This window comes from Nonomuraea sp. GTA35, from assembly GCF_041950525.1.
Classification (GTDB): domain Bacteria; phylum Actinomycetota; class Actinomycetes; order Streptosporangiales; family Streptosporangiaceae; genus Nonomuraea.
Map to the genome: position 1 here is coordinate 442,052 of NZ_JBGNUV010000007.1, position 19,568 is coordinate 461,619.

General features: G+C 71.0%; 16 protein-coding genes. 14 read left to right on the top strand and 2 right to left on the bottom strand.

The genetic code is table 11. The annotated features are described in order from the left end of the window. Nucleotides 1-62 precede the first annotated feature (62 nt). The 6 genes from ACBJ32_RS31355 to ACBJ32_RS31380 are packed head-to-tail and all read left to right on the top strand — an operon-like array spanning nucleotide 63 to nucleotide 5,530. Nucleotides 63-779 (top strand): FadR/GntR family transcriptional regulator, encoded by a 717-nt coding sequence (locus tag ACBJ32_RS31355; RefSeq protein WP_357871590.1) that lies wholly within the window; start codon nucleotides 63-65, stop codon nucleotides 777-779. Between the two features lie 15 nt (nucleotides 780-794). Further along, nucleotides 795-1,559 carry an enoyl-CoA hydratase/isomerase family protein gene (locus tag ACBJ32_RS31360; RefSeq protein ID WP_375129776.1) on the top strand — a complete coding sequence of 255 codons (765 nt, stop codon included), beginning with the start codon at nucleotides 795-797 and terminating at the stop codon, nucleotides 1,557-1,559. 2 nt (nucleotides 1,560-1,561) lie between these two features. After that, nucleotides 1,562-2,752 carry a CaiB/BaiF CoA transferase family protein gene (locus tag ACBJ32_RS31365; protein WP_375129777.1) on the top strand — a complete coding sequence of 397 codons (1,191 nt, stop codon included), beginning with the start codon at nucleotides 1,562-1,564 and terminating at the stop codon, nucleotides 2,750-2,752. Continuing rightward, nucleotides 2,740-3,774: a hypothetical protein gene (locus tag ACBJ32_RS31370; protein WP_375129778.1), complete on the top strand. Its 1,035-nt coding sequence runs from the start codon at nucleotides 2,740-2,742 to the stop codon at nucleotides 3,772-3,774. Before ACBJ32_RS31365 ends, ACBJ32_RS31370 begins: the two co-directional genes overlap by 13 nt. Continuing rightward, nucleotides 3,771-4,484, top strand: coding sequence for an SDR family NAD(P)-dependent oxidoreductase (locus ACBJ32_RS31375; protein ID WP_375129779.1), 714 nt, complete (start codon nucleotides 3,771-3,773; stop codon nucleotides 4,482-4,484). The genes ACBJ32_RS31370 and ACBJ32_RS31375 overlap by 4 nt, the downstream gene beginning before the upstream one ends. Continuing rightward, a complete protein-coding gene (locus ACBJ32_RS31380; protein ID WP_357871576.1) occupies nucleotides 4,481-5,530 on the top strand; it encodes an aldose 1-epimerase family protein in 1,050 nt (349 codons plus the stop codon). Before ACBJ32_RS31375 ends, ACBJ32_RS31380 begins: the two co-directional genes overlap by 4 nt. Here ACBJ32_RS31380 and ACBJ32_RS31385 read toward each other — a convergent pair. Next, nucleotides 5,527-6,363 (bottom strand): amidohydrolase family protein, encoded by an 837-nt coding sequence (locus tag ACBJ32_RS31385; protein ID WP_375129780.1) that lies wholly within the window; start codon nucleotides 6,361-6,363, stop codon nucleotides 5,527-5,529. The genes ACBJ32_RS31380 and ACBJ32_RS31385 overlap by 4 nt on opposite strands. 28 nt (nucleotides 6,364-6,391) lie before the next feature. Between ACBJ32_RS31385 and ACBJ32_RS31390 the strand changes: the two genes are divergently transcribed. Next, nucleotides 6,392-8,809: a glycoside hydrolase N-terminal domain-containing protein gene (locus tag ACBJ32_RS31390; protein ID WP_375129781.1), complete on the top strand. Its 2,418-nt coding sequence runs from the start codon at nucleotides 6,392-6,394 to the stop codon at nucleotides 8,807-8,809. A 133-nt stretch (nucleotides 8,810-8,942) separates the two neighbouring features. On the opposite strand, the gene ACBJ32_RS31395 is transcribed toward ACBJ32_RS31390, so the two are convergent. Then, complete coding sequence (locus ACBJ32_RS31395; RefSeq protein WP_357871567.1) at nucleotides 8,943-10,019, bottom strand: FCD domain-containing protein; 1,077 nt, start codon at nucleotides 10,017-10,019, stop codon at nucleotides 8,943-8,945. Between the two features lie 160 nt (nucleotides 10,020-10,179). Between ACBJ32_RS31395 and ACBJ32_RS31400 the strand changes: the two genes are divergently transcribed. Genes ACBJ32_RS31400 through ACBJ32_RS31430 form a run of 7 tightly spaced genes read left to right on the top strand, consistent with a single transcriptional unit; the run spans nucleotide 10,180 to nucleotide 19,488 of the window. Beyond that, nucleotides 10,180-11,451: an ABC transporter substrate-binding protein gene (locus ACBJ32_RS31400; RefSeq protein WP_375129782.1), complete on the top strand. Its 1,272-nt coding sequence runs from the start codon at nucleotides 10,180-10,182 to the stop codon at nucleotides 11,449-11,451. Then, the gene (locus ACBJ32_RS31405) at nucleotides 11,448-12,380 is read left to right on the top strand and encodes a carbohydrate ABC transporter permease (protein ID WP_375129783.1); all 933 of its coding nucleotides are present in this window, start codon (nucleotides 11,448-11,450) and stop codon (nucleotides 12,378-12,380) included. Before ACBJ32_RS31400 ends, ACBJ32_RS31405 begins: the two co-directional genes overlap by 4 nt. Then, a complete protein-coding gene (locus ACBJ32_RS31410; RefSeq protein WP_357871558.1) occupies nucleotides 12,377-13,186 on the top strand; it encodes a carbohydrate ABC transporter permease in 810 nt (269 codons plus the stop codon). The genes ACBJ32_RS31405 and ACBJ32_RS31410 overlap by 4 nt, the downstream gene beginning before the upstream one ends. A gap of 2 nt (nucleotides 13,187-13,188) precedes the next feature. Then, entirely contained in the window at nucleotides 13,189-15,096 is a 1,908-nt protein-coding gene (locus ACBJ32_RS31415) for a hypothetical protein (protein ID WP_375129784.1), read from the top strand. A gap of 8 nt (nucleotides 15,097-15,104) precedes the next feature. Then, nucleotides 15,105-15,872: a hypothetical protein gene (locus ACBJ32_RS31420; protein WP_357871552.1), complete on the top strand. Its 768-nt coding sequence runs from the start codon at nucleotides 15,105-15,107 to the stop codon at nucleotides 15,870-15,872. A gap of 11 nt (nucleotides 15,873-15,883) precedes the next feature. Continuing rightward, entirely contained in the window at nucleotides 15,884-17,692 is a 1,809-nt protein-coding gene (locus tag ACBJ32_RS31425) for a right-handed parallel beta-helix repeat-containing protein (RefSeq protein WP_375129785.1), read from the top strand. Between the two features lie 5 nt (nucleotides 17,693-17,697). Further along, the gene (locus ACBJ32_RS31430) at nucleotides 17,698-19,488 is read left to right on the top strand and encodes a right-handed parallel beta-helix repeat-containing protein (RefSeq protein WP_375129786.1); all 1,791 of its coding nucleotides are present in this window, start codon (nucleotides 17,698-17,700) and stop codon (nucleotides 19,486-19,488) included. The last annotated feature ends 80 nt before the right edge of the window (nucleotides 19,489-19,568 follow it).

Sequence of the window (19,568 nt, forward strand, 5' to 3'; positions counted from 1 at the left end):
AATCCAACTTCATCTGATGAAGGTCTAGGAAAACGGGCGCGCGCGGGATAGCGTGCGGAGCCGTGGCAACTGATCCCCAGAGGGACTCGGCCAGGAACGTCCAGGTCGTGCACGCCCTCGGCGCCCGCATCGTCGGCGGCTCGCTGGCCCCCGGCACGTCCATCCCCATCGAGGAGGAGCTCGTCGGCGAGCTCGGCGTGGGCCGCTCCGCGGTGCGGGAGGGCGTCAAGGTGCTGGCCGGCAAGGGCCTGCTGGAGACCAGGAGGAGCGCGGGCACGATCGTGCGCCCCCGCGAGTCCTGGAACCTGCTCGACGCCGACGTGCTGAGCTGGCGCTTCGAGCCCGAGCCCCGGCCTGAGGACATCAGGGTGCTGGCCGACCTGCGGGTCGCGCTGGAGCCCGGCGCGGCCAGGGTGGCGGCCGAGCGGGCCGACGCGGCGGCCGTGCGGCGCATCGACGAGGCCCTGGCCGCGCTGTACGCCACGGCCGACGACCCCGAGCCGTTCATCGAGGCCGACCTGGCCTTCCACCAGGCGGTGTTCGCCGCCGCCGACAACGACCTGCTGCTCTACGTCTACGACATGATCAGCATCGCCCTGCGGTCCGTGCGCCAGGTGCACACCCGCTCGGTGGCGCACAACAAGGAAACGCTGCCCGGCCACGAACGCGTGGCCCAGGCGATCAGGCGCCGGCACCACCGCAAGGCCGAGGAGGCCATGCGCACGGTGGTCGAAGTGGCCCGCGCAGACGCCGAGCAGCACGTACGTCTCTGCTGTTAGCTGGAAAGGCTCCCCTTGGACGTCCTCCTCGAGGTCGATGGCCCCGTGGCCGTCGTCACCCTCAACAGACCCGCCAAGCTGAACGCGATCACCCCCGACATGGCCGCCGCGCTGCGTGCCTGCCTGAGCCGGGTGGACGCCGACCCCGACCTCCGCGTGGCCGTGCTGACCGGCGCCGGCGAGCGCTCGTTCTGCGTGGGCAGCGACATCCGCGAGCTCGACGAGTACGCCACGCCGTGGGAGTTCCGCAACCGCGGCGACTACGGCGACGCCGTCCGCGCCCTGCGCAAGCCGATCATCGCGGCCGTCAACGGCTACGCCTACGGCGGCGGCCTGGAGCTGGCCATGGCCTGCGACATCCGGCTCGCCGCCGAGACGGCGACGTTCGCGGCGCCGGAGATCAAGCTGGGCTGGATCGGCGGCAGCGGCCAGTCGGCGCTGCTGGCCCACGCCGTCGGCCCGAGCAACGCGGCCACGATGCTGCTCACCGGCGACCCCGTGGACGCCGCCCGCGCCCAGGCGTGGGGGCTGGTCACCGACGTGCACGCGCCCGGCCGGCTCATGAAGGCGGCCAGGACGCTGGCGCACACCATCGCCAAGCGCCCGCCGATCGCCGCCCAGACCGCCAAGGCCAATCTCAAGGCCGCCTACTCGATGCCGCTCGACCAGGCCATCCAGTACGAGCGCGACCTGCAGACCGTCTGCTTCGCCACCGCCGACGCGGCCGAGGGCAGGGCCGCCTTCGCCGCCCGCCGCGAGCCCGTCTTCGAAGGGCGATGACCATGGGAGTGCTCGACGGCTACCGCGTCGTGGACCTGTCCATCGCGATGGCGGGCCCGCTGGCCGCCATGCGGCTGGGCGACCTGGGCGCGGACGTGGTCAAGGTGGAGCCGGTGACCGGCGAGTGGCAGCGGCACGCCCCGGCGGGCGGCGCCAACGGCAACCGGGTCAACGCCTCGTTCCTGTCGCTGAACCGCAACAAGCGCAGCCTCGCCGTGAACCTCAAGTCCGACGAGGGCCGCGAGATCGTGCACAGGCTGGCGGCGACGGCCGACGTGTTCCTGCAGAACTACCGGCCCGGCGTGGCCGAGCGGCTCGGCATGGACTACGGCACGATCAGCGGGCTGAACCCGTCCATCGTGTACGTCTCCATGTCCGGCTACGGCGAGACCGGCCCGTACATCTCCCGTCCAGGCCAGGACCTGCTGCTGCAGGCCATGAGCGGCGCCATGCTGAGCACCGGCCGCGAGGGCGACCCGCCCGCGCCCGCCGGCTCGTACGCGATCGACGCCATCACCGCCTACAGCGCGTTCGAGGGCGCGCTGGCCGCGCTGCTGCACCGCGAGCGCACCGGCGAGGGCCAGCGGGTGAGCGTGAACATGCTGGACGCGGCCGTCGCCGTGCAGATGCAGGAGCTGTCGATCTTCACGGTCGGCAGGGTGCCGCAGCGGCGCGGACGCGAGCCGCACGGCCACACCTACATCCGCGCCCCGTACGGCGTCTTCGCCACCAAGGACGGGTTCATCGCGCTCGGCATGCCCCGCCTGGACGGGCTGGCCGTGGCGCTGGACCTGCCGGAGCTGGCCGCGATGGACGGCGACGCCGACGGCCACACGCGGCGCGACGAGATCACCGCGCTGGTGGCCGGCCGCCTGCCCGAGCGCACCACGGACGAGTGGCTGGAGATCCTGTCCCGCCACGACCTGTGGGCGGGCCCGGTGTACGGCTACGCGGACCTGGTGAAGGATCCGCAGGTCGAGCACAACGGCTCGTTCGTCACCTACGAGCACCGCACCGAGGGCACGGTCACCACGCCCGGCTTCCCGTACCGCTTCAGCGCCACCCCGCCCGGGGTGCGCAGGGGCGCGCCGCTGGTGGGCGAGCACACCAGGGAGCTGCTCGAAGAGCTCGGGTACTCCGCCGAGCGCACGGCCGAGCTGGCGGCGGAGGGCGTGCTGGCATGCGAGGACTGACCTGGGACCATCCGCGCGGGTACGCGCCGCTGGACGAGCTGACGCGGCTCGACCTGGCGGGGGCGAACCCGTACGGGGCGGTGCCGGAGCCGATCACCTGGGATCGGCAGCCGCTCGAAGGCTTCGAGTCGGAGCCGATCGCGAAGCTGTGCCGGACGTACGACGTGATGGTGATCGATCACCCTGGGCTGGGCGCGGCGACGGACGCGCTGGTGCCGATGGAGGAGCTGTTCGAGCCGGAGGAGCTGGCCGGGCTGCGGTTCGCGGGCCGCTCGCTGGACAGTTACCGGCTGGACGGGCGGCAGTGGGCGCTGCCGCTGGACGCCGCCACGCAGGTGGCCGCCGCCCGGCCGGGCGTGCGCGTGCCGTCGTCGTGGCCCGGGGTCCGCGAGGCGGCGCGGTCCGGGCGGATGGCGCTGTGCCTCGGCGGGCCGCACGCCTTCCTCATGTTCTGCGCGGTGACGTGCGGGGACTTCCTCGACGAGGAGGCCGGGCAGCGGGCGCTGGAGCTGATGGCGGAGCTGCTCGCCCTGGCCGACCCGGCGGTGTCGCTGCGCAACCCGATCGGGGTGCTGGACGCGATGGCGGCCGGCGAGGTGGACTGGTGCCCGCTGCTGTACGGGTACGTCACCTATCCGCTCACCTTCGGCGACGCGCCCGCCTGGCCCGGGCGGGCGCCGGGCAGCGTGCTCGGCGGCACCGGGCTGGTGGTCTCGCGGCGCCGCATCGGCGAGATCCGCGAGGCGGTGCGGGCGCACCTGCTGCGGCTGACGTCCGCGCCCGTGCAGGGCACCCTCTTCCCTGCCACGGGCGGGCAGCCGGCCGCGCGGGCCGTATGGGACACCCCGGGCTTCTACCGCGACACGCTCGCCACCATGGAGGCCGCCTGGGTCAGGCCGCGCTTCCCCGGCTACATCGCCTTGCAGGAGCGGTCGTCCGCGCTGATCCGCGAGGGCCTGCTCGCCGGAACGCCCGCCCGCGACCTGCTCAAGACCCTGCACGAGGAATGGAGGACAGCATGACCACGGCGACCACGGCGCTCGTCACAGGCGCCGCCGGGGCGCTCGGCCGCGCGATCGTGCGCCGCCTGGCCGCCGACGGCCACCGGGTGGCGGCACTCGACGTCGACGCGGGCGGCCTGGAGGGCGCGCTCAACCTGAAGACCGACCTGCGCGACCCGGCGGCGATCGAGGCCGCGTTCGAGGAGACGGCCGCGCGGCTCGGCCCGGTCGGCGTCCTCGTCAACAACGCCGCCGTCTACCCGGCCCGCCCGTTCCTGGAGGTGCCGCTGGACGAGTACGACCGCGTGATCGCGGTCAACCAGCGCGCCTACTGGCTGTGCGCGCAGCACGCGGCCCGCCAGATGGCGGAGCTGGGCGGCGGCGCGATCGTCAACGTCGCCTCGATCACCATGCACGGCGGCTGGTCCGACCTGGCCGCGTACGTGTCCACGAAGGGCGCGGCGGCGGCGTTCACCAGGGCGCTGGCCCGCGAGCTCGGCCCCCGGGAGATCCGGGTCAACTGCGTCTCGCCCGGCGCGTTCCCGACGGCCGCCGAGGAGATCCACGAGGACCTGGAGGCGTACAACCGGATGGTGCTGGAGCGGCAGGCGCTGCAGCGGCGCGGCACGCCCGACGAGCTGGCCGCCGTGGTGTCGTTCCTGACCGGCCCCGACGCCTCGTTCGTCACGGGCCAGACCATCGAAGTCAACGGAGGGTGGGTGATGGCATGATGCCGGACCGCAGGCGGCTGGCCGAGCTGACGGGTGACCTGAGCGCGGCCGGCGGGGTCCGCCTGGTCACGCTGGGCGACGGCGTGGAGCGCGGGATCAGGGCGCTGGAGTTCCGTACCGGCTCGGGGCTTGCGTTCGAGGTGCTGGTCGACCGGTGCATGGACCTCGGGCACGCCGAGCACGCGGGGCGCGCGTTCGGCTGGCGCTCCCCCACCGGGTTCCGCCATCCGGGGCTGCACGAGCACAACGACGAGGACGGGCTGTCGTGGCTGCGCTCGTTCTCCGGGCTGATCGTGACGGCCGGGCTGGACCACACGCTGTTCGGCGGGGACGTGCCGGCCGACGCGTACCGGTATCCGCCGCGCGAGTCCGTACGGCACGGGCTGCACGGCCGCGCCGGCAACCTGCCCGCCAGGCTGACCGGCTACGGCGAGCGGTGGGACGGCGAGCGGTGCGTGCTGTGGGCCGAGGGCGAGGTGCGGCAGGCGGCGGTCTTCGCCGAGAACCTGCGGCTGGTGCGGCGGATCGAGGCCGACCTGGGCGGCGACGAGATCCGGCTGGTCGACACGGTGACGAACGCGGGGTTCGAGCCGACGCCGCACATGTACCTCTACCACATCAACCTGGGCTGGCCGCTGCTCGACGAGGGCGCCAGGCTGGAGGCCGACATCCGGGAGACGCTGTGGCAGAGCGACAGCGTGGCCGAGCAGAAGGCCGACCACCTCACGTTCCCGGGGCCGGTGCCGGGGTTCGTGGAGCAGGTGTACGAGCACGCGCTCGTCCCCCGGCCCGACGGGCTGCACCGGGTGGCCGTGGCCAACGACCGCCTGGGCATGCGGGTGGCCGTGGAGTGGCGGGCGGCGGAGTTCCCGTACTTCTTCGAGTGGCTGAACCTGCGCTCGGGCAACTACGCGGTCGGGCTGGAGCCGTCCACGCATCACGTGTCCGGCGACGCCGCGGCCCGGCAGGACGGCAGCATGATCTGGCTCGGGCCGCAGGAGTCGCGCACGTACCACACGACGTTCAGGGTGGAGAGCGCCACCTAGAGCTTGTACGCGCGCCGGGCCGTGCCGGCGAAGACCTCCGCCCGCTCGCTCTCCGACAGCCCGGCGCACAGCTCGTCCGCGGCCGAGACGACCTGGTCGTACCCGGCCGCGAGCAGGCACACCGGCCAGTCGGAGCCGAACATGACCCGCTCGGGGCCGAACGCCCCCAGCACCGTCTCGGCGTACGGCCGCAGGTCGGACGTGCGCCACGAATCCCAGTCGGCCTCGGTGACCATCCCCGACAGCTTGCAGAAGACGTTGGGCCGCGCGGCCAGCTCCAGGATCCGGCCGCGCCACGGCTCCAGCTCCCCCGCGGCGATCGGCGGCTTGGACAGGTGGTCGAGCACGAACGTCAGCTCCGGCAGCGCGCTCACCGTGTCGATGGCGGCCTGGAGCTGGTGGGGCAGCGTCAGCAGGTCGTAGGCCAGCCCCGCGTCCGCCACGGCGGCCAGCCCCCTGCGCACGTCGGGCCGGTTGAGCCAGGCGGGGTCGGCCTCGGACTGCACGCCGTGCCGCACGCCCACCAGCCCCTCCGGCAGGGCGGCCAGCGTGTCGGAGGCGCCGGGCTCGGTCAGGTCGATCCATCCGACGACTCCCGACACAAGTCTTGACTCTGCGGCGAGCGTCAGGAAGTCTCTGGTCTCGTCGAGATCGGGCAGCACCTGCACCAGCACGGTCGCGGTCACACCGTTGGCGGCAGCATGTCCGGCGAGGTCATCAAGGGTGAACGTGCGGCGTACCGGGGCCATCTTGGCGGCGTCGAGCCAGGCGTGGGAGCGGGCGGACAGGTCCCAGACGTGGTGGTGGGCATCGATGCGATTCACGACAGACATCCTATGTATGCGACAGGAGTGATCAACAGTGACCAGCAATGGATACACGCGGCGCGGAGTGCTCGCCACCGGGTTAGGTGCGGCGGCCGGGTCCCTGATCGTGAGCGGTGCCGACGCCCTCCCGGCATGGGCTGACGACAGGCAGGCCGATGCGCTGAAGCTCTGGTACACCCGCCCGGCCGAGGTGTGGCTGGAGGCACTGCCGGTCGGCTGCGGGCGGCTGGGCGCGATGGTGTTCGGCGGCGTGGCCACCGAACGGCTGCAGCTCAACGAGGACAGCATCTGGGCCGGCGGGCCGCACAACTACGACAACCCGGGCGCCCTGGAGGCGCTGCCGGAGATCAGGCGGCTGGTCTGGGAGGACAAGTGGCAGGCCGCCCAGAACCTGGCGGACGAGAAGCTGCTCGGCACGCCCAGCGAACAGGCGTGGTACCAGGTGCTCGGCGACCTCACGCTGAGCTATCCCGGCTCGGCCGAGTTCACCGACTACCGGCGCGAGCTCGACCTGACCAGCGCCGTCACCAGCGTGCGGTTCACCCGTGACGGCGTGCGGCACGAGCGCGAGGTCTTCGCCAGCAACCCCGACCAGGTCATCGTGCTGCGGCACACCGCGGACCGGCGTGGCTCGATCTCGTTCACGGCGGCCTTCTCCAGCCCGCAGCAGTCCAGTTCGGTAGGCGCCGGGCGGGCCACGATCGCGTTGAACGGCGTCAGCGGCCAGACCGAGGGCATGCCGGGAGAGGTGCGCTTCCAGGCGCTGGCCAGGGCCGAGGCCAAGGGCGGCACCGTGCGCGTGGACGGCGGCACGCTGGTCGTCGAGGGCGCGGACGAGGTCACGCTGCTGATCTCCATGGGCAGCAGCTACCGCAGCTACCAGGACGTCGGCGGCGATCCGGCACAGGTCGCGGGCCTGCATCTGACGAAGGCGGGCGAGCGGCCGTACGAGGTGCTGCGGCGCAGGCACGTCCAGGACTACCAGCGGCTGTTCGGCAGGGTCTCGATCGACCTGGGCACCTCGGAGGCGGCGGCGCTGCCCACGGACGAGCGCATCCAGCGCAAGCAGCTCGACACGGACCCGCAGCTCGCCGCCCTGTACTTCCAGTACGGCCGGTACCTGCTGATCTCCTGCTCACGCGCCCCCGGCTACGCCGCCAACCTCCAGGGCATCTGGAACGACTCCATGGAACCGGCGTGGCAGTCGAAGTACACCATCAACATCAACTGCCAGATGAACTACTGGCCCGCCGCGCCCGGCAACCTCGTCGAGTGCATGGACCCGCTCTTCGACCTGATCAAGGACCTGTCGGAGACCGGCGCCCGCACGGCCAGGGACACCTACGGGGCGCCCGGCTGGGTCGCCCACCACAACACCGACGGCTGGCGCGGCACCGCGCCCGTGGACTTCGCCTTCTACGGCGTGTGGCCGACCGGCGGGGCATGGTTGTGCCTGACTCTCTGGGAGCACTACCAGTACACCGGGGACGAGCGGCGGCTGCGCGAGCACTTCCCGCTGATCAAGGGCTCGGTGGAGTACTTCCTGGCCACCCTGCAGACCGACCCCCGCACCGGCTACCTGGTCACCAACCCGTCGCACTCCCCCGAGGTCGGCCACCACGAGGACAACGGCGAGAACGTCTCCATCTGCGCCGGGCCCACCATGGACATGCAGATCCTGCGGGACCTGTTCACCGCCTTCGAGCAGGCGTCGGAGCTGCTCGGCGTCGAGGAGGGCATGCGGGCCCAGGCCGCGGCGGCCCGCTCGCGGCTGGTGCCCAACCAGGTGGGGCATCTCGGGCAGATCCAGGAGTGGCAGGAGGACTACCGGGGCGACGCGGCGCTGTCGCGCAGCCGGCACATCTCCCACCTGTGGGGGCTGTTCCCCAGCCACCAGATCGACCCCCGCCTGACTCCCGACCTGGCCGCCGCTGCCCGGCGCACGCTGGAACTGCGGGGCGAGGCGGGGGCCGGGTGGTCGCTGGCCTGGAAGATCAACTTCTGGGCGCGGCTGCTGGACGCCCCCGAGGCGTACAAGCGGCTGAGCAACCTGCTGGTGCCCGCGCGTACCGCGCCGAACATGTTCGACCTGCACCCGCCGTTCCAGATCGACGGCAACTTCGGCGGCACCTCGGGCATCACGGAGATGCTGCTGCAGAGCCACGGGGACCAGGTGCACCTGCTGCCCGTCCTGCCCTCCGCGTGGCCCGCGGGGTCGTACCGGGGGCTGCTGGCGCGGGGCGGGTTCGAGGTGGACGTGTCGTGGGACGGCGGCACGCTCCGGCGCGGTCGCGTCCGCTCGCGTCTGGGGCGCAAGCTGACGCTCCGCACCGCCGGGCCGGTCACCGTCACGGAACGCGGCCGGCCGGTCCAGGTCGAGCGGCCGGAGCCCGGCGTGGTCGTCCTCGACACCCGCCGGGGCGCGACGTACGAGGTGACGCCGTCGGCCTGACGTGACCCGGGGTCCCGCCGCTCGCCCGCGCGCCCGTGCTGAGCACGGGCCACGTTGCGGCGCGCCCCACCGCACCTCGCCGCCTGCGCGCCACGGCCCCGCTTCCTCCCCGAAGACGCCAGCCGGAGGCCGGTCAGGCGGGCCGTGGGGCGCGGGGCCGGGTGCGGGAGGCCTCGCCGCGGGCGTGGGCGGCGAAGAGGCGGGCGGCCTCGTCCGGGTCGCCCGACGCGAGCGCCGCCACCAGGTCGTCATGGTGCCCCGCCATGGCCGACCAGTCACCGGCGTAGAGCGGGTTGCCGACCACGTGCAGGCTCCACAGGTTCGACTCGATCGTCCGCCACAACCGCAGCAGGAAGGAGTTGCCGCACGCCGCGCACACCCGGCGATGGAAGGCGAGGTCCGCGTCGCGGAAGGCGCCGATGTCGCCGTCCCGGGCGGCCTGGCGCATGGCCAGCACGTCGGCCGAGAGCTGCCGCAACGTGTCGGGCTGGATGCGGACGGCGGCGCCGCGTGCGGCATACTCCTCCAGCAACACCCTGATGTCGCGCACCTCCCGGGCCTGCTCGTCCGAGATCTCCGCGACGTAGCTGCCCCGGTTGGGATAGGAGATGACCAGCCCCTCGTGCGCCAACCGTTTGATCGCCTCCCGGGCAGGGGCCTGGCTCGTGCCGACCCGCCGCGCGATCTCCGCTTCGACCAGCCGCTGCCCGGCCACCAGCTCGCCCGAGACGATCCAGCCGCGCAGCAGCGCGTAGACGCGGTCCGACAGCAGCTCCCTGGGCAGCACCCGGGCCGCGTCCGGCGCGATCTGCTGCTCCTGCCAGATGCGGGCCACCGTCGACTGCGACAACCCGAGCTGGGCGGCCATCGTCCGGGTGGACGGCACGGCGCCGCCCCCGGCCGCGGCGGCGATCACCCGCTCGGCCTCCTGCCGTTCGGCGCTGCGCGGCCGCCCCGGCCTGGGCGCGTCGGCCAGGCCGTCGAGGCCGCGCTCGACGAAGCGGGCGCGCCACTTCGCCACGGTCGCCGGGCTCACCGACAGCCTGCTCGCGATGTCCTTGCGGGGCAGCCCCTCGGCGCACGCCAGCACGATGCGGCTGCGCAGTGCCAGCCCGCCGCCGCCGTCGGGCTTGCTCCCGGCCCACTCGCGCAGGGTGGCGAGCTCCTCCGCCCCCAATACCAGCCGTTTGTCGTCCTCGTGTCCTGCCACGCCGCAACCTTAACGTATTTATGACTCATCTACTCGCAGGACACGTATTTGTAGCGTCACGTTTGCCCTTGACGGGCCCATATGACCAACGTATTAAATAATCGCTAATCGAGTACGACCCATTAAAAGGCGTCGCAGATCTCGCCCCCTTGGAGGTGCGATGCGTTCCCCCCGTCCATCCCTCGCCCTTTCAGCCCTCGGCTGCCTGCTCCTCGTCACCGGCTGCGGTGGGGGCGGCTTCGCCGGCGAGTCCCAGGCACAGCAGAGCGAGGGCGGCCCGGTCACCGTCCGGATGCTGGTCAACATCAGCCCGAACCTCACCCAGACGTACTGGGACGGCCTGGTCAAGCCGTTCGAGCAGGCCAACCCCGGCATCGACGTCAAGATCGAGGCGCCGACCGGCAAGGGCGTGGCCGACACGCTGCCGCAGCAGCTCGCCGCCGGCAACGCGCCCGACGTGGTGGAGACGCTGATGGCGGACGAGACGCTGGCCAAGCAGATGCTCGACCTCACCGACCAGCCGTGGGCCAAGGACACCCCGCTGGCCGAGCAGGCCAAGCTGGGCGGCAAGCTCTACCAGGTCGGCGTCGGCGTGCAGGCCCAGTCGCTGGTCTTCTACAACAAGGCCGCCTTCGACAAGGCGGGCATCGAGCAGCCGCCGCAGACGTTCGACGAGTTCGAAACGGCCATGGGCGAGCTGAAGAAGGCCGGCTACCTGCCGCTGCAGACCGGCGGCGACTTCCTGACCGGCCTGCAGCTCCTCCAGCTCTCCAACCCCAGCCGCGCCCAGACGCACCCCACCTGGCAGCAGGACGTCAAGGCGGGCAAGACCAAGGCGGGCGAGTCGCTGCTGCCCTACCTGGAGCGCTACCAGGGCTGGATCGACAAGGGGTACGTGGACAAGAACGCCCTCGGCCTGAAGTACGCCGACGCCGAGACCCAGTTCCTGTCCGGCAAGTCCGCCATGTACGTCATGGGGAGCTGGTTCACCGCCACCGAGGCCAAGGCGAAGAAGGACTTCGAGGTCGGCGTCTTCCCCGCCCCGGTGGACAAGGGCCAGGCCTATCCCGGCCCGCAGGGCGCCACGCTCGCGGCCCCGTACATGATCCTCAAGTCCACCCCGAACAAGGACGCGGCGCTCAAGCTGGTCCAGTGGCTGGTCACCGACCCGGCGGCGGTCAAGAGCCAGCTCGCGCAGGACGGCAACTTCCGCACCGGCGTGCAGCGCGAGTTCACCCCGCTGGAGAAGCAGGTGCAGGAGATCCTCGACCAGGCCCCTTCCGGGGTGCCGCAGGGTGAGGGGTACGGCGACGCCACCCTGCCCAAGGGCTTCAACTCCGCGTGGAACACCGAGGTCCAGGGCCTGTACGTGGGCAAGTCGCCCAAGGAGGTCGCCGAGGGCGTGGACCGCTGGCTGGCCGGACGCTCATGACGCTCACCCGAGAGCAGGCACCACCGGTCGTCGTGAAGGCGCCCGTCCAGAAGCGCAGAAGGCACGATGGGCTGGCCACCACCCTCATGGTGGCCCCGGCCACGATCCTCTACACCGTGATGCTGATCGTCCCGGTCGGCCTGGCCTTCTACCTGAGCCTGACCGACTGGGACGGCTTCAGCGCCGACCCCGCCTTCGTCGGCGCCGCCAACTACCTCGACCTGCTGGACGACCCCGAGCTGCAGCGCGCCTCCCTGGTCACGCTGCTGGTCGCGGCGGCCGGCACCGCCGGGCTGAACCTGCTCGGCCTCGGCTTCGCGCTCCTGGTCAACGGCGCCTCCAGGGCCAACACGTTCTTCCGGATCGTGCTGTTCTACCCGCACGTGCTCAGCGCCCTGGTGGTCGGCTTCCTCTGGTCGGCCATCCTGGGCACCAGCGGCGCGGTCAACAACCTGGTCACGACCTGGGGCGGCCAGGTCATCCCGTTCCTGTCGGACCCGACCTGGGCCACGGTCACCATGATCGCGGTGCTGGTGTGGGCCGGGTTCGGCGTCAACGTGGTGCTGTACCTGGCGGGCCTGCAGGCGGTGCCGCACTCGCTGATCGAGGCGGCCCGCATCGACGGGGCCACCCGCTGGCAGGTGTTCAGGAACGTGACGCTGCCCGCGCTGGGCCCGTCGGTGACGGTGAACATCGTGCTGTCGCTGGTGACGCTGCTCAAGACGTACGACCTGGTGGTCTCGCTGACGGCGGGCGGCCCGGCCGGCCAGACGCAGACCGTCGCCTACCTCATCCTGTGGAACTCCTTCCACGACGCCCGCCTCGGCTTCGGCTCCGCGCAGTCGGTGCTGCTCATGCTGGTGACGGCGGCGCTGGCGTTCGTGGTGACCAAGCTGCGCAGGCGCGGCGAGCTGGCGGTGCACCAATGACGAAGAAGACCTTCCTGTGGGCCACCGTCGCCTTCATGCTGATCCCCCTGTACGTGCTGACCGTCAACGCGTTCAAGGGCCAGCAGGACATCCTGTCCAACCCGTTCGGCCTGGGCGGGCTGACCCTGGAACCGCTCGGCAGGGCGCTGACGAACCCGAACTTCAACGTGTTCAAGGGCTACGCGATCACGCTGCTGTTCGTGGTGGCGGTCAACGTGCTGTCGGTGGGCCTGGCCGCCCCCGCGGCGTACGTGATCGCGCGCAGCCCGAAGCGCCGCTTCCGCGTCCTCATGCTGTTCTTCCTGGCCGGCACGTTCATCCCCGGCCAGGTGCTGGTCATCCCCGTCGTGTACGTGCTCAAGACGCTCGGCCTGATGGGCACCATCCGCGGGTTCGTGCTGTTCGAGACCACGCTCACGCTACCGTTCTCGATCTTCCTGTACGCGGGCTACATCGCCACCATCCCGGCCGTGCTCGACCAGGCGGCGGCCGTCGACGGGGCGGGCAGGCTGCGCACGTTCTGGCAGATCGTCTTCCCGCTGATGCGGCCCGCGGTCGCCACGATGGTCATCCTCAACACCTTCTCGGTGTGGAACGACTTCGTGAACCCGCAGATCATCCTGGGCCCCGGCAGCGGCCTCTACACGGTCACCACCGGCGTGTACGCGGCGGTCAGCCAGTACTCCACCGACTACACGGTGGTCTTCCCGACGCTGCTGCTGGCCATCGCGCCCCTGCTGATCTTCTTCGTCTTCATGCAACGGCACATCATCAGCGGCCTCACGGCAGGAGCAACGAAAGGGTGAACATGCGCGAGATCAGAGCGACGGTGCCACTCGGCGAGCCGCCGGCGTGGGCGGTGCTGGAGCGCAGGCTGTTCGACGCCCTCGACGAGGCGTGGCGCGGCTTCGCCGCCCGCTACTGCGGGCCCGACGGCCGGCTGATCTACCACGGCCCGGCGGCGGACCGGGACGGGGCCGACGACTTCTACGAGGCGTTCTTCAACTGGCCGACGCTCTACCAGCTCGGCGGCGCCGACGACCTGCTCGACGCCGCCAAGCACCACTGGGAGGGCGTCACCACGCAGCTCACCGAGCTGGGCTACCTGGTGGAGGAGTACGAGCGCGGCTACGACTGGTTCCACCAGGGCGAGTCGATGCTGCTGTTCTACGGCATCTGCGCGGCCGACCCGCGCGACGAGCGCTTCCGCGAGCGGGCCCGCCGCTTCGCCGACCTGTACCTGCCCGGCTCGGCCAACTACGACGCCGAGCACGACATCATCCGCGCCCCGCACAACGGCGCCGTCGGCCCCCGCTACGGCCTGCAGTGGGAGTGGGCCTCCTACCACACGGACCTGACCAGCATGCGGCCGTTCGGCCTGCCGCTGCGCGACCTGCCCGGCATCGAGCGCTGGGAGGACCTGGGCGACCCGAGCAACGCCGCCCGGATGGGCGCGGCGATGAGCGAGCGCATCGGCCGCGGCGACGTGGCCGTCAACCTGGCCGCGACCAGCCTGGCCGTCAACGCCTGGCTGTACGACGGCGACGACCGCTACCGCGACTGGGCGCTGCGCTACATCGGCGCCTGGCAGCGCAGGGCCGAGGCCAACAACGGCATCATCCCGGACAACGTGGGCCCGTCGGGTGTGGTCGGCGAGCTGCACGGAGGCCGCTGGTACGGCGGCAACTACGGCTGGCAGTGGCCGCACGGCCTCTACAGCGTGGGCGCCGCCGCCGCGATCGCCGCGGTCAACGCGTACCTGCTGACCGGGGACGACACCGCGCTCGCGATCGGCCGCGGCCCCCTCGAGACCGTGTACGGGCGCGCCGTCCAGGCCGCCGTCACCGAGACCGAGATGAGCATCAGCGACCGCTGGCTGGCGGAGCTGGGCGACGAGGCCGGCAAGCCCACCATGCTGGTGCCGAACCGGCACGACGACAGCGGCTGGTTCGACTTCCAGCCGCCGCAGCTCGGCCTGCCGGTCTGGCTCTGGCACGTGTCGCAGGGCCGGGGCGACGCCGACCGGCTCGACCGGCTGCGCAAGGCGTCCGGCTACGACTGGGCGACGGTGCGGCCGTTCCGCAACAAGGAGGAGGCCGGGCACGAGGCGCCGTGGCTGGAGTTCCTGCGCGGCGCCAACCCCGGCTTCCCCGAGCAGATGCTCACCACCGCGCTCGGGCAGGTGCAGCGCCGCATGGCGCTCATCGACGCCGACGAGGCGGACCTGGCCACCGTGCACGTGCACCACTGGCAGCGGCTCAACCCCGTGCTCACCGAGGCGCTGCTGCAGCTCGTCACCGGCACCCCGCAGGTGCTCTACAACGGCGGCCTGCTGCCGACGCGGCTGGCCTACTTCGACGCCGACCGCGCCCGCCCCGGGCTGCCCCGCGATGTGGCCGCGCTGGTCGACTCCGTACGCCCCGACGGCGCCCGCGTCGAGCTGGTCAACCTGAGCCTCACCCACCCGCGGCGCGTCGTGGTGCAGGCCGGCCAGTTCGGCGAGGACCGCATCGACACCGCGACGTTCACCCTCGCCGCCGCCGCGGACTACCCCGGCGACCCGCGCGCCTACACCTCACCCCCCATCCACGAAACCGGGCAGGAGGTGACGGTGGACGGCTCCCGCCTGCTCGTGGAGCTGCCGCCCGGCCGCCGCATCCGGCTCGACCTGCACACGACCGCGCGCGTCCGCACGCCGTCGCACCAGCACTACTGAGGAGTTACATGGACGACGCCATCTGGGATCTGCCTGTACGCGGGAAGCTGCCCGCCGCACCCGATCCCGCCCTCGTGGAGGGGCTGTCCCGGATCAGCTCGGCCACCGCCTGCGCCAAGCTGCACGCGCAGGGCATCCGGCGGACCTTCGTCGAGGGGCCGCGTCCCATCGCGCCGGGGCAGAAGATCGCCGGCCGGGTCCGCACGCTGCAGTTCATGCCGCAGCGCGAGGACATCGCCTCCGGCCTCGGCCAGGAGTACGTCGAGCGGCACACGGCCCTGTGGCACGTGCTGGAGGAGATCGAGCCCGGCGACGTGCTCGTCGTGCAGGCGTACGGCAGCGCGTACACCGGCTGCTTCGGCGACATGCTGGTGCGCTACTTCAAGCGCAAGGGCGGCGCCGGCATCGTGGTCGACGGCCGGATCAGGGACCTGCCCCGGGTGAGCGGCATCGGCCTGCCGATCTGGTCCACCGGCGCCACCCCGCACTACGCCTCGCAGGCGGAGCTGTTCCCCTGGGCGTACGACGTGCCGGTGGCCGTCGGCGGCGCGCTCGCGCTGCCCGGCGACCTGTGCGTGGCCGACGACGACGGCGCCGTGGTGGTGCCGCTGCGCCGGGCCGGCCAGGTGCTCGAAGCCGCCGCCGACCACGAGCAGTGGGAGCGCTACAGCCGCGCCCGCATCGAGGAGGGCGGGGCGCTTTCCGACTACTACCCACTCACCCCCGAGACCCGCGCCGAGTACGAGCGGTGGCGGGACGTTAAGGAGAGCCAGTGATACTCAGGTCCGTGGGCGCGATCGTCTTACTCGTGGGCGGCCTGACCACCCCCGCGCCGGCGACGGCGGCCAGACCGAACTGCGACTACTACGTATCCACCCAGGGCAGCGACCGGGGCGACGGCAGCGCCCGCAGCCCGTGGAAGAGCATCGAGCAGGCCCGCGACGCCCTCCGGGCGAAGAAGGGCAGGCAGAGCTGCGACATCGTCGTCAACGTCAAGGCCGGCGACTACGTCGTGGACAGGACCATCGAGTTCACCGAGGCCGACTCGGGCAGGGACGGCCACAGGATCACCTATCGCAGTGCGGACGGCCCGGGCAAGGCCCGCCTGCTGGGTGCCAAGCCGGTGACGGGATGGCAGCTCTACAAGGACAACATTTACAAGACCAAGGTCGATCGTACCTTCTACACGCTGTTCGAGGACGGCAAACGCGCCACGACCGCCCGCTACCCCAACCGGACCAGCGACGACCTGTGGTCGCCCTACCTGTTCTCGGTGCTCGGGGAGCCGGAGAAGGAGGCGGTGCGCCAGTGGCTGTACTTCAAGCCCGAGGACGTGCCCAAGGAGTGGGACGCCGACTTCGACAAGAACTCGCAGATCGTCGTCTGGTCCGGCGGCTCGTGGAGCTGGTTCACCGACACGGTGCCGCTGGGCGGGGCCGACTTCCGCAAGAACTTCTTCACGCTCAACCACTGGGCCCGCTACTCGTTCGTCAACAGCCGCAGCGGCTCGCGTTACTTCCTGCAGAACACGCTGCGCTTCCTCGACCAGCCCGGTGAGTACTACTTCGACTTCGCCAACAGCGAGGTCTACTACTGGCCCAAGGGCTCGATCGACAAGGTCATGGCCCCGACCGTCAGGACCATCCTCTCGCTCAAGGGCAGCACCCCGCAGGCGCGGGTGCAGAACCTGTCCTTCGACGGCCTGGCCCTGCAGTACAGCGACTTCGTGGACTGGTACCGGGCCGGCTGGATCAGCGAGGGCGACTCGGGCTACGAGCACAAGTACCCCGTCTACGACCGGCAGATCGAGATGCCGCGCAACCGGTTCGGCATGATCACGCTGGAGAACACCCGCGACATCGACCTGACCAGGCTGCACGTCTCCGACAGCGGCTTCATGGGCGTCTACCTGCTATTCGCCAACGAGCGGGTCAAGGTGTCGGACAGCCTGCTGGAGAACATCGGCGCCGACGGCATCAAGGTCGAGGGCGGCTACCCCGGCGAGGGCGACATCTCCGGCCACCACACGATCACGAACAACTACATCTACCACGTCGGCGAGCTGGTGCCCGGCGACGCGGCCGGCATCGAGCTGCTGAGCACGGGCAACAACACCGTCAGCAACATCAACGTCAAGCACAGCGCGCGGTACGGCATCAGCCTGGAGGTCCGCCCGGAGATCAAGCCGGAGGACAACTACGCCCGCAACAACACCTTCTCCTACATCAAGCTGGAGGAGACCGGCCTGGACAGCGGTGACATGGGCGCCTTCTACACCTACGGCGTCAGCAACGTCGAGCCGCACCCCATGGACAACCACGTCAAGCAGATGGTGATCACGGACGTCGTCAACGACCCCGCCGGCGCGATGCCGGACAGCGGCACCCGCGGCGTGCACATGGACGCCGGCGGCTGCGGCTTCACCTTCGACAACATCGAGGTCGGCAAGGTCAGCGACGACAAGTACCAGAGCTACCAGTGCAACCAGGTGACCAACGCCAACTGGGCCGACGGGTTCGACGCCTCGAAGATGGAGTACGACAAGATCGGCGTGACCAGCGCGTTCCCGTACCCGATCCCCGGGGCCGCGCAGTGAAGGCGATGATCACGGTGGCGGTGACCCTCGGCGCGCTCCTCGTCGCCCCCACCGCCTCCGCCCAGGCGCCGTGCGAGCCGATCGACTTCTACGTCGCCCCGAACGGCGCCGACCGGGGGCCCGGCAACAGCGCCCAGCGGCCGTGGAAGACCATCGAGCACGCCCGCGACCAGATCAGGGCCGTCAGGCACCAGAGCTGCGACATCGTCGTCAACGTCAAGGCCGGCGACTACGTCGTCGACAGGACCATCGAGTTCACCGAGGCCGACTCCGGCAAGAACGGCCACCGGGTCGTCTACCGCAGCGTGGACGGCCCCGGCAAGGCCCGCCTGCTGGGCGCGCGGCCGGTGACCGGGTGGGAGAAGTACAAGGACAACATCTACAAGACGAAGGTCGACCGCGCCTTCCACACGCTGTTCGAGGACGGCAAGCGGGCCACCACCGCCCGCTACCCCAACCGCCGCTCCGACGACGTGTGGGCGCCCTACCTGACCTCGGTGCTGAAGGAACCGGAGAAGGAGGCGGTCTACCAGTGGCTGTACTCCAAGCCCGGTGACTGGGACAAGAGCTGGAACCTCGACAACGCGCAGGTCATGGTCTGGTCGGGCGGCTCGTGGAGCTGGTTCACCGACACCGTGCCGATCAAGAACCCGTCGTGGGACGACAACCAGCTCACCCTCGAACACTGGACGCGCTACGCCCTGGTCAACAGCCGCGGCGGCTCGCGCTACTTCCTGCAAAACTCGCTGGACTTCCTCGACCAGCCCGGCGAGTACTACTTCGACTTCGACAACAGCGAGGTCTACTACTGGCCGAAGGCGTCGATCGACAAGGTGATGGCGCCGACGGTGAAGACGATCCTGTCGCTGAAGGGCAGCACGCCGGACAAGCGGGTGCGGAACCTGTCCTTCGACGGGCTGGCCCTGCAGTACAGCGACTTCGTGAGCTGGTACCGCAACGGCTGGATCAGCGCGGGCGACGCCGGTGAGCCGCACAGGTACCCCGAGTACGACCGGCAGATCGAGATGCCGCGCAACCGCTTCGGCGCGGTGACGCTCACCAACACCAGCGGCATCGACCTGACCAGGCTGCACCTGTCGGACACCGGATTCACCGGGTTCTACCTGCTGTTCGCCAACGATCACGTACGGATCTCCGACAGTCTCCTGGAGAACATCGGAGCCGACGGGATCAAGGTCGAGGGCCCGTACCCGGGCGAGGGCGACGTCGCCGGGCAGAACGTGTTCACCAACAACTACATCCATCACATCGGCGAGCTGGTGCCCGGGGACGCGTCCGGGGTCGAGCTCATGAACACCGGGAACAACGAGGTCAGCCACACCGTCGTCAAGCACAGCGCCCGGTACGGGGTCAGCCTCGAGGTCCGGCCCGAGGTGAAGGACGGCGACGGGTACGCGCACGGGAACGTGTTCAAGTACCTGCGGCTGGAGGAGACGGGGCTGGACAGCGGCGACATGGGCGCCTTCTACACCTACGGCATCTCCAACCTCGACCCGCACGAGATCACCAACCACGTCTCCCAGGTCGTCATCGGGGACGTCATCCCCGACGCGTCCATGCCCGACAGCGGGACCCGCGGGGTGCACATGGACGCCGGCGGCTGCGGCTTCGCCTTCGACAACATCGAGGTGGGCAAGACGACCGACCAGTCCTACCAGAGCTACCAGTGCAACGAGGTGACGAACGCCAACTGGGTTGACGGGTTCGACGCCTCGAAGATGGAGTACGACAAGATCGGGGTGACGAGCGCGTTCCCGTACCCGATCCCGAGCTAGCCGGCGGGGGCGCCGGGCCGTCCCGGCGCCCCCTCCGACCGGCGACCCCCCACAGGACCGGCTTCCTGGAGCGCCCGTGA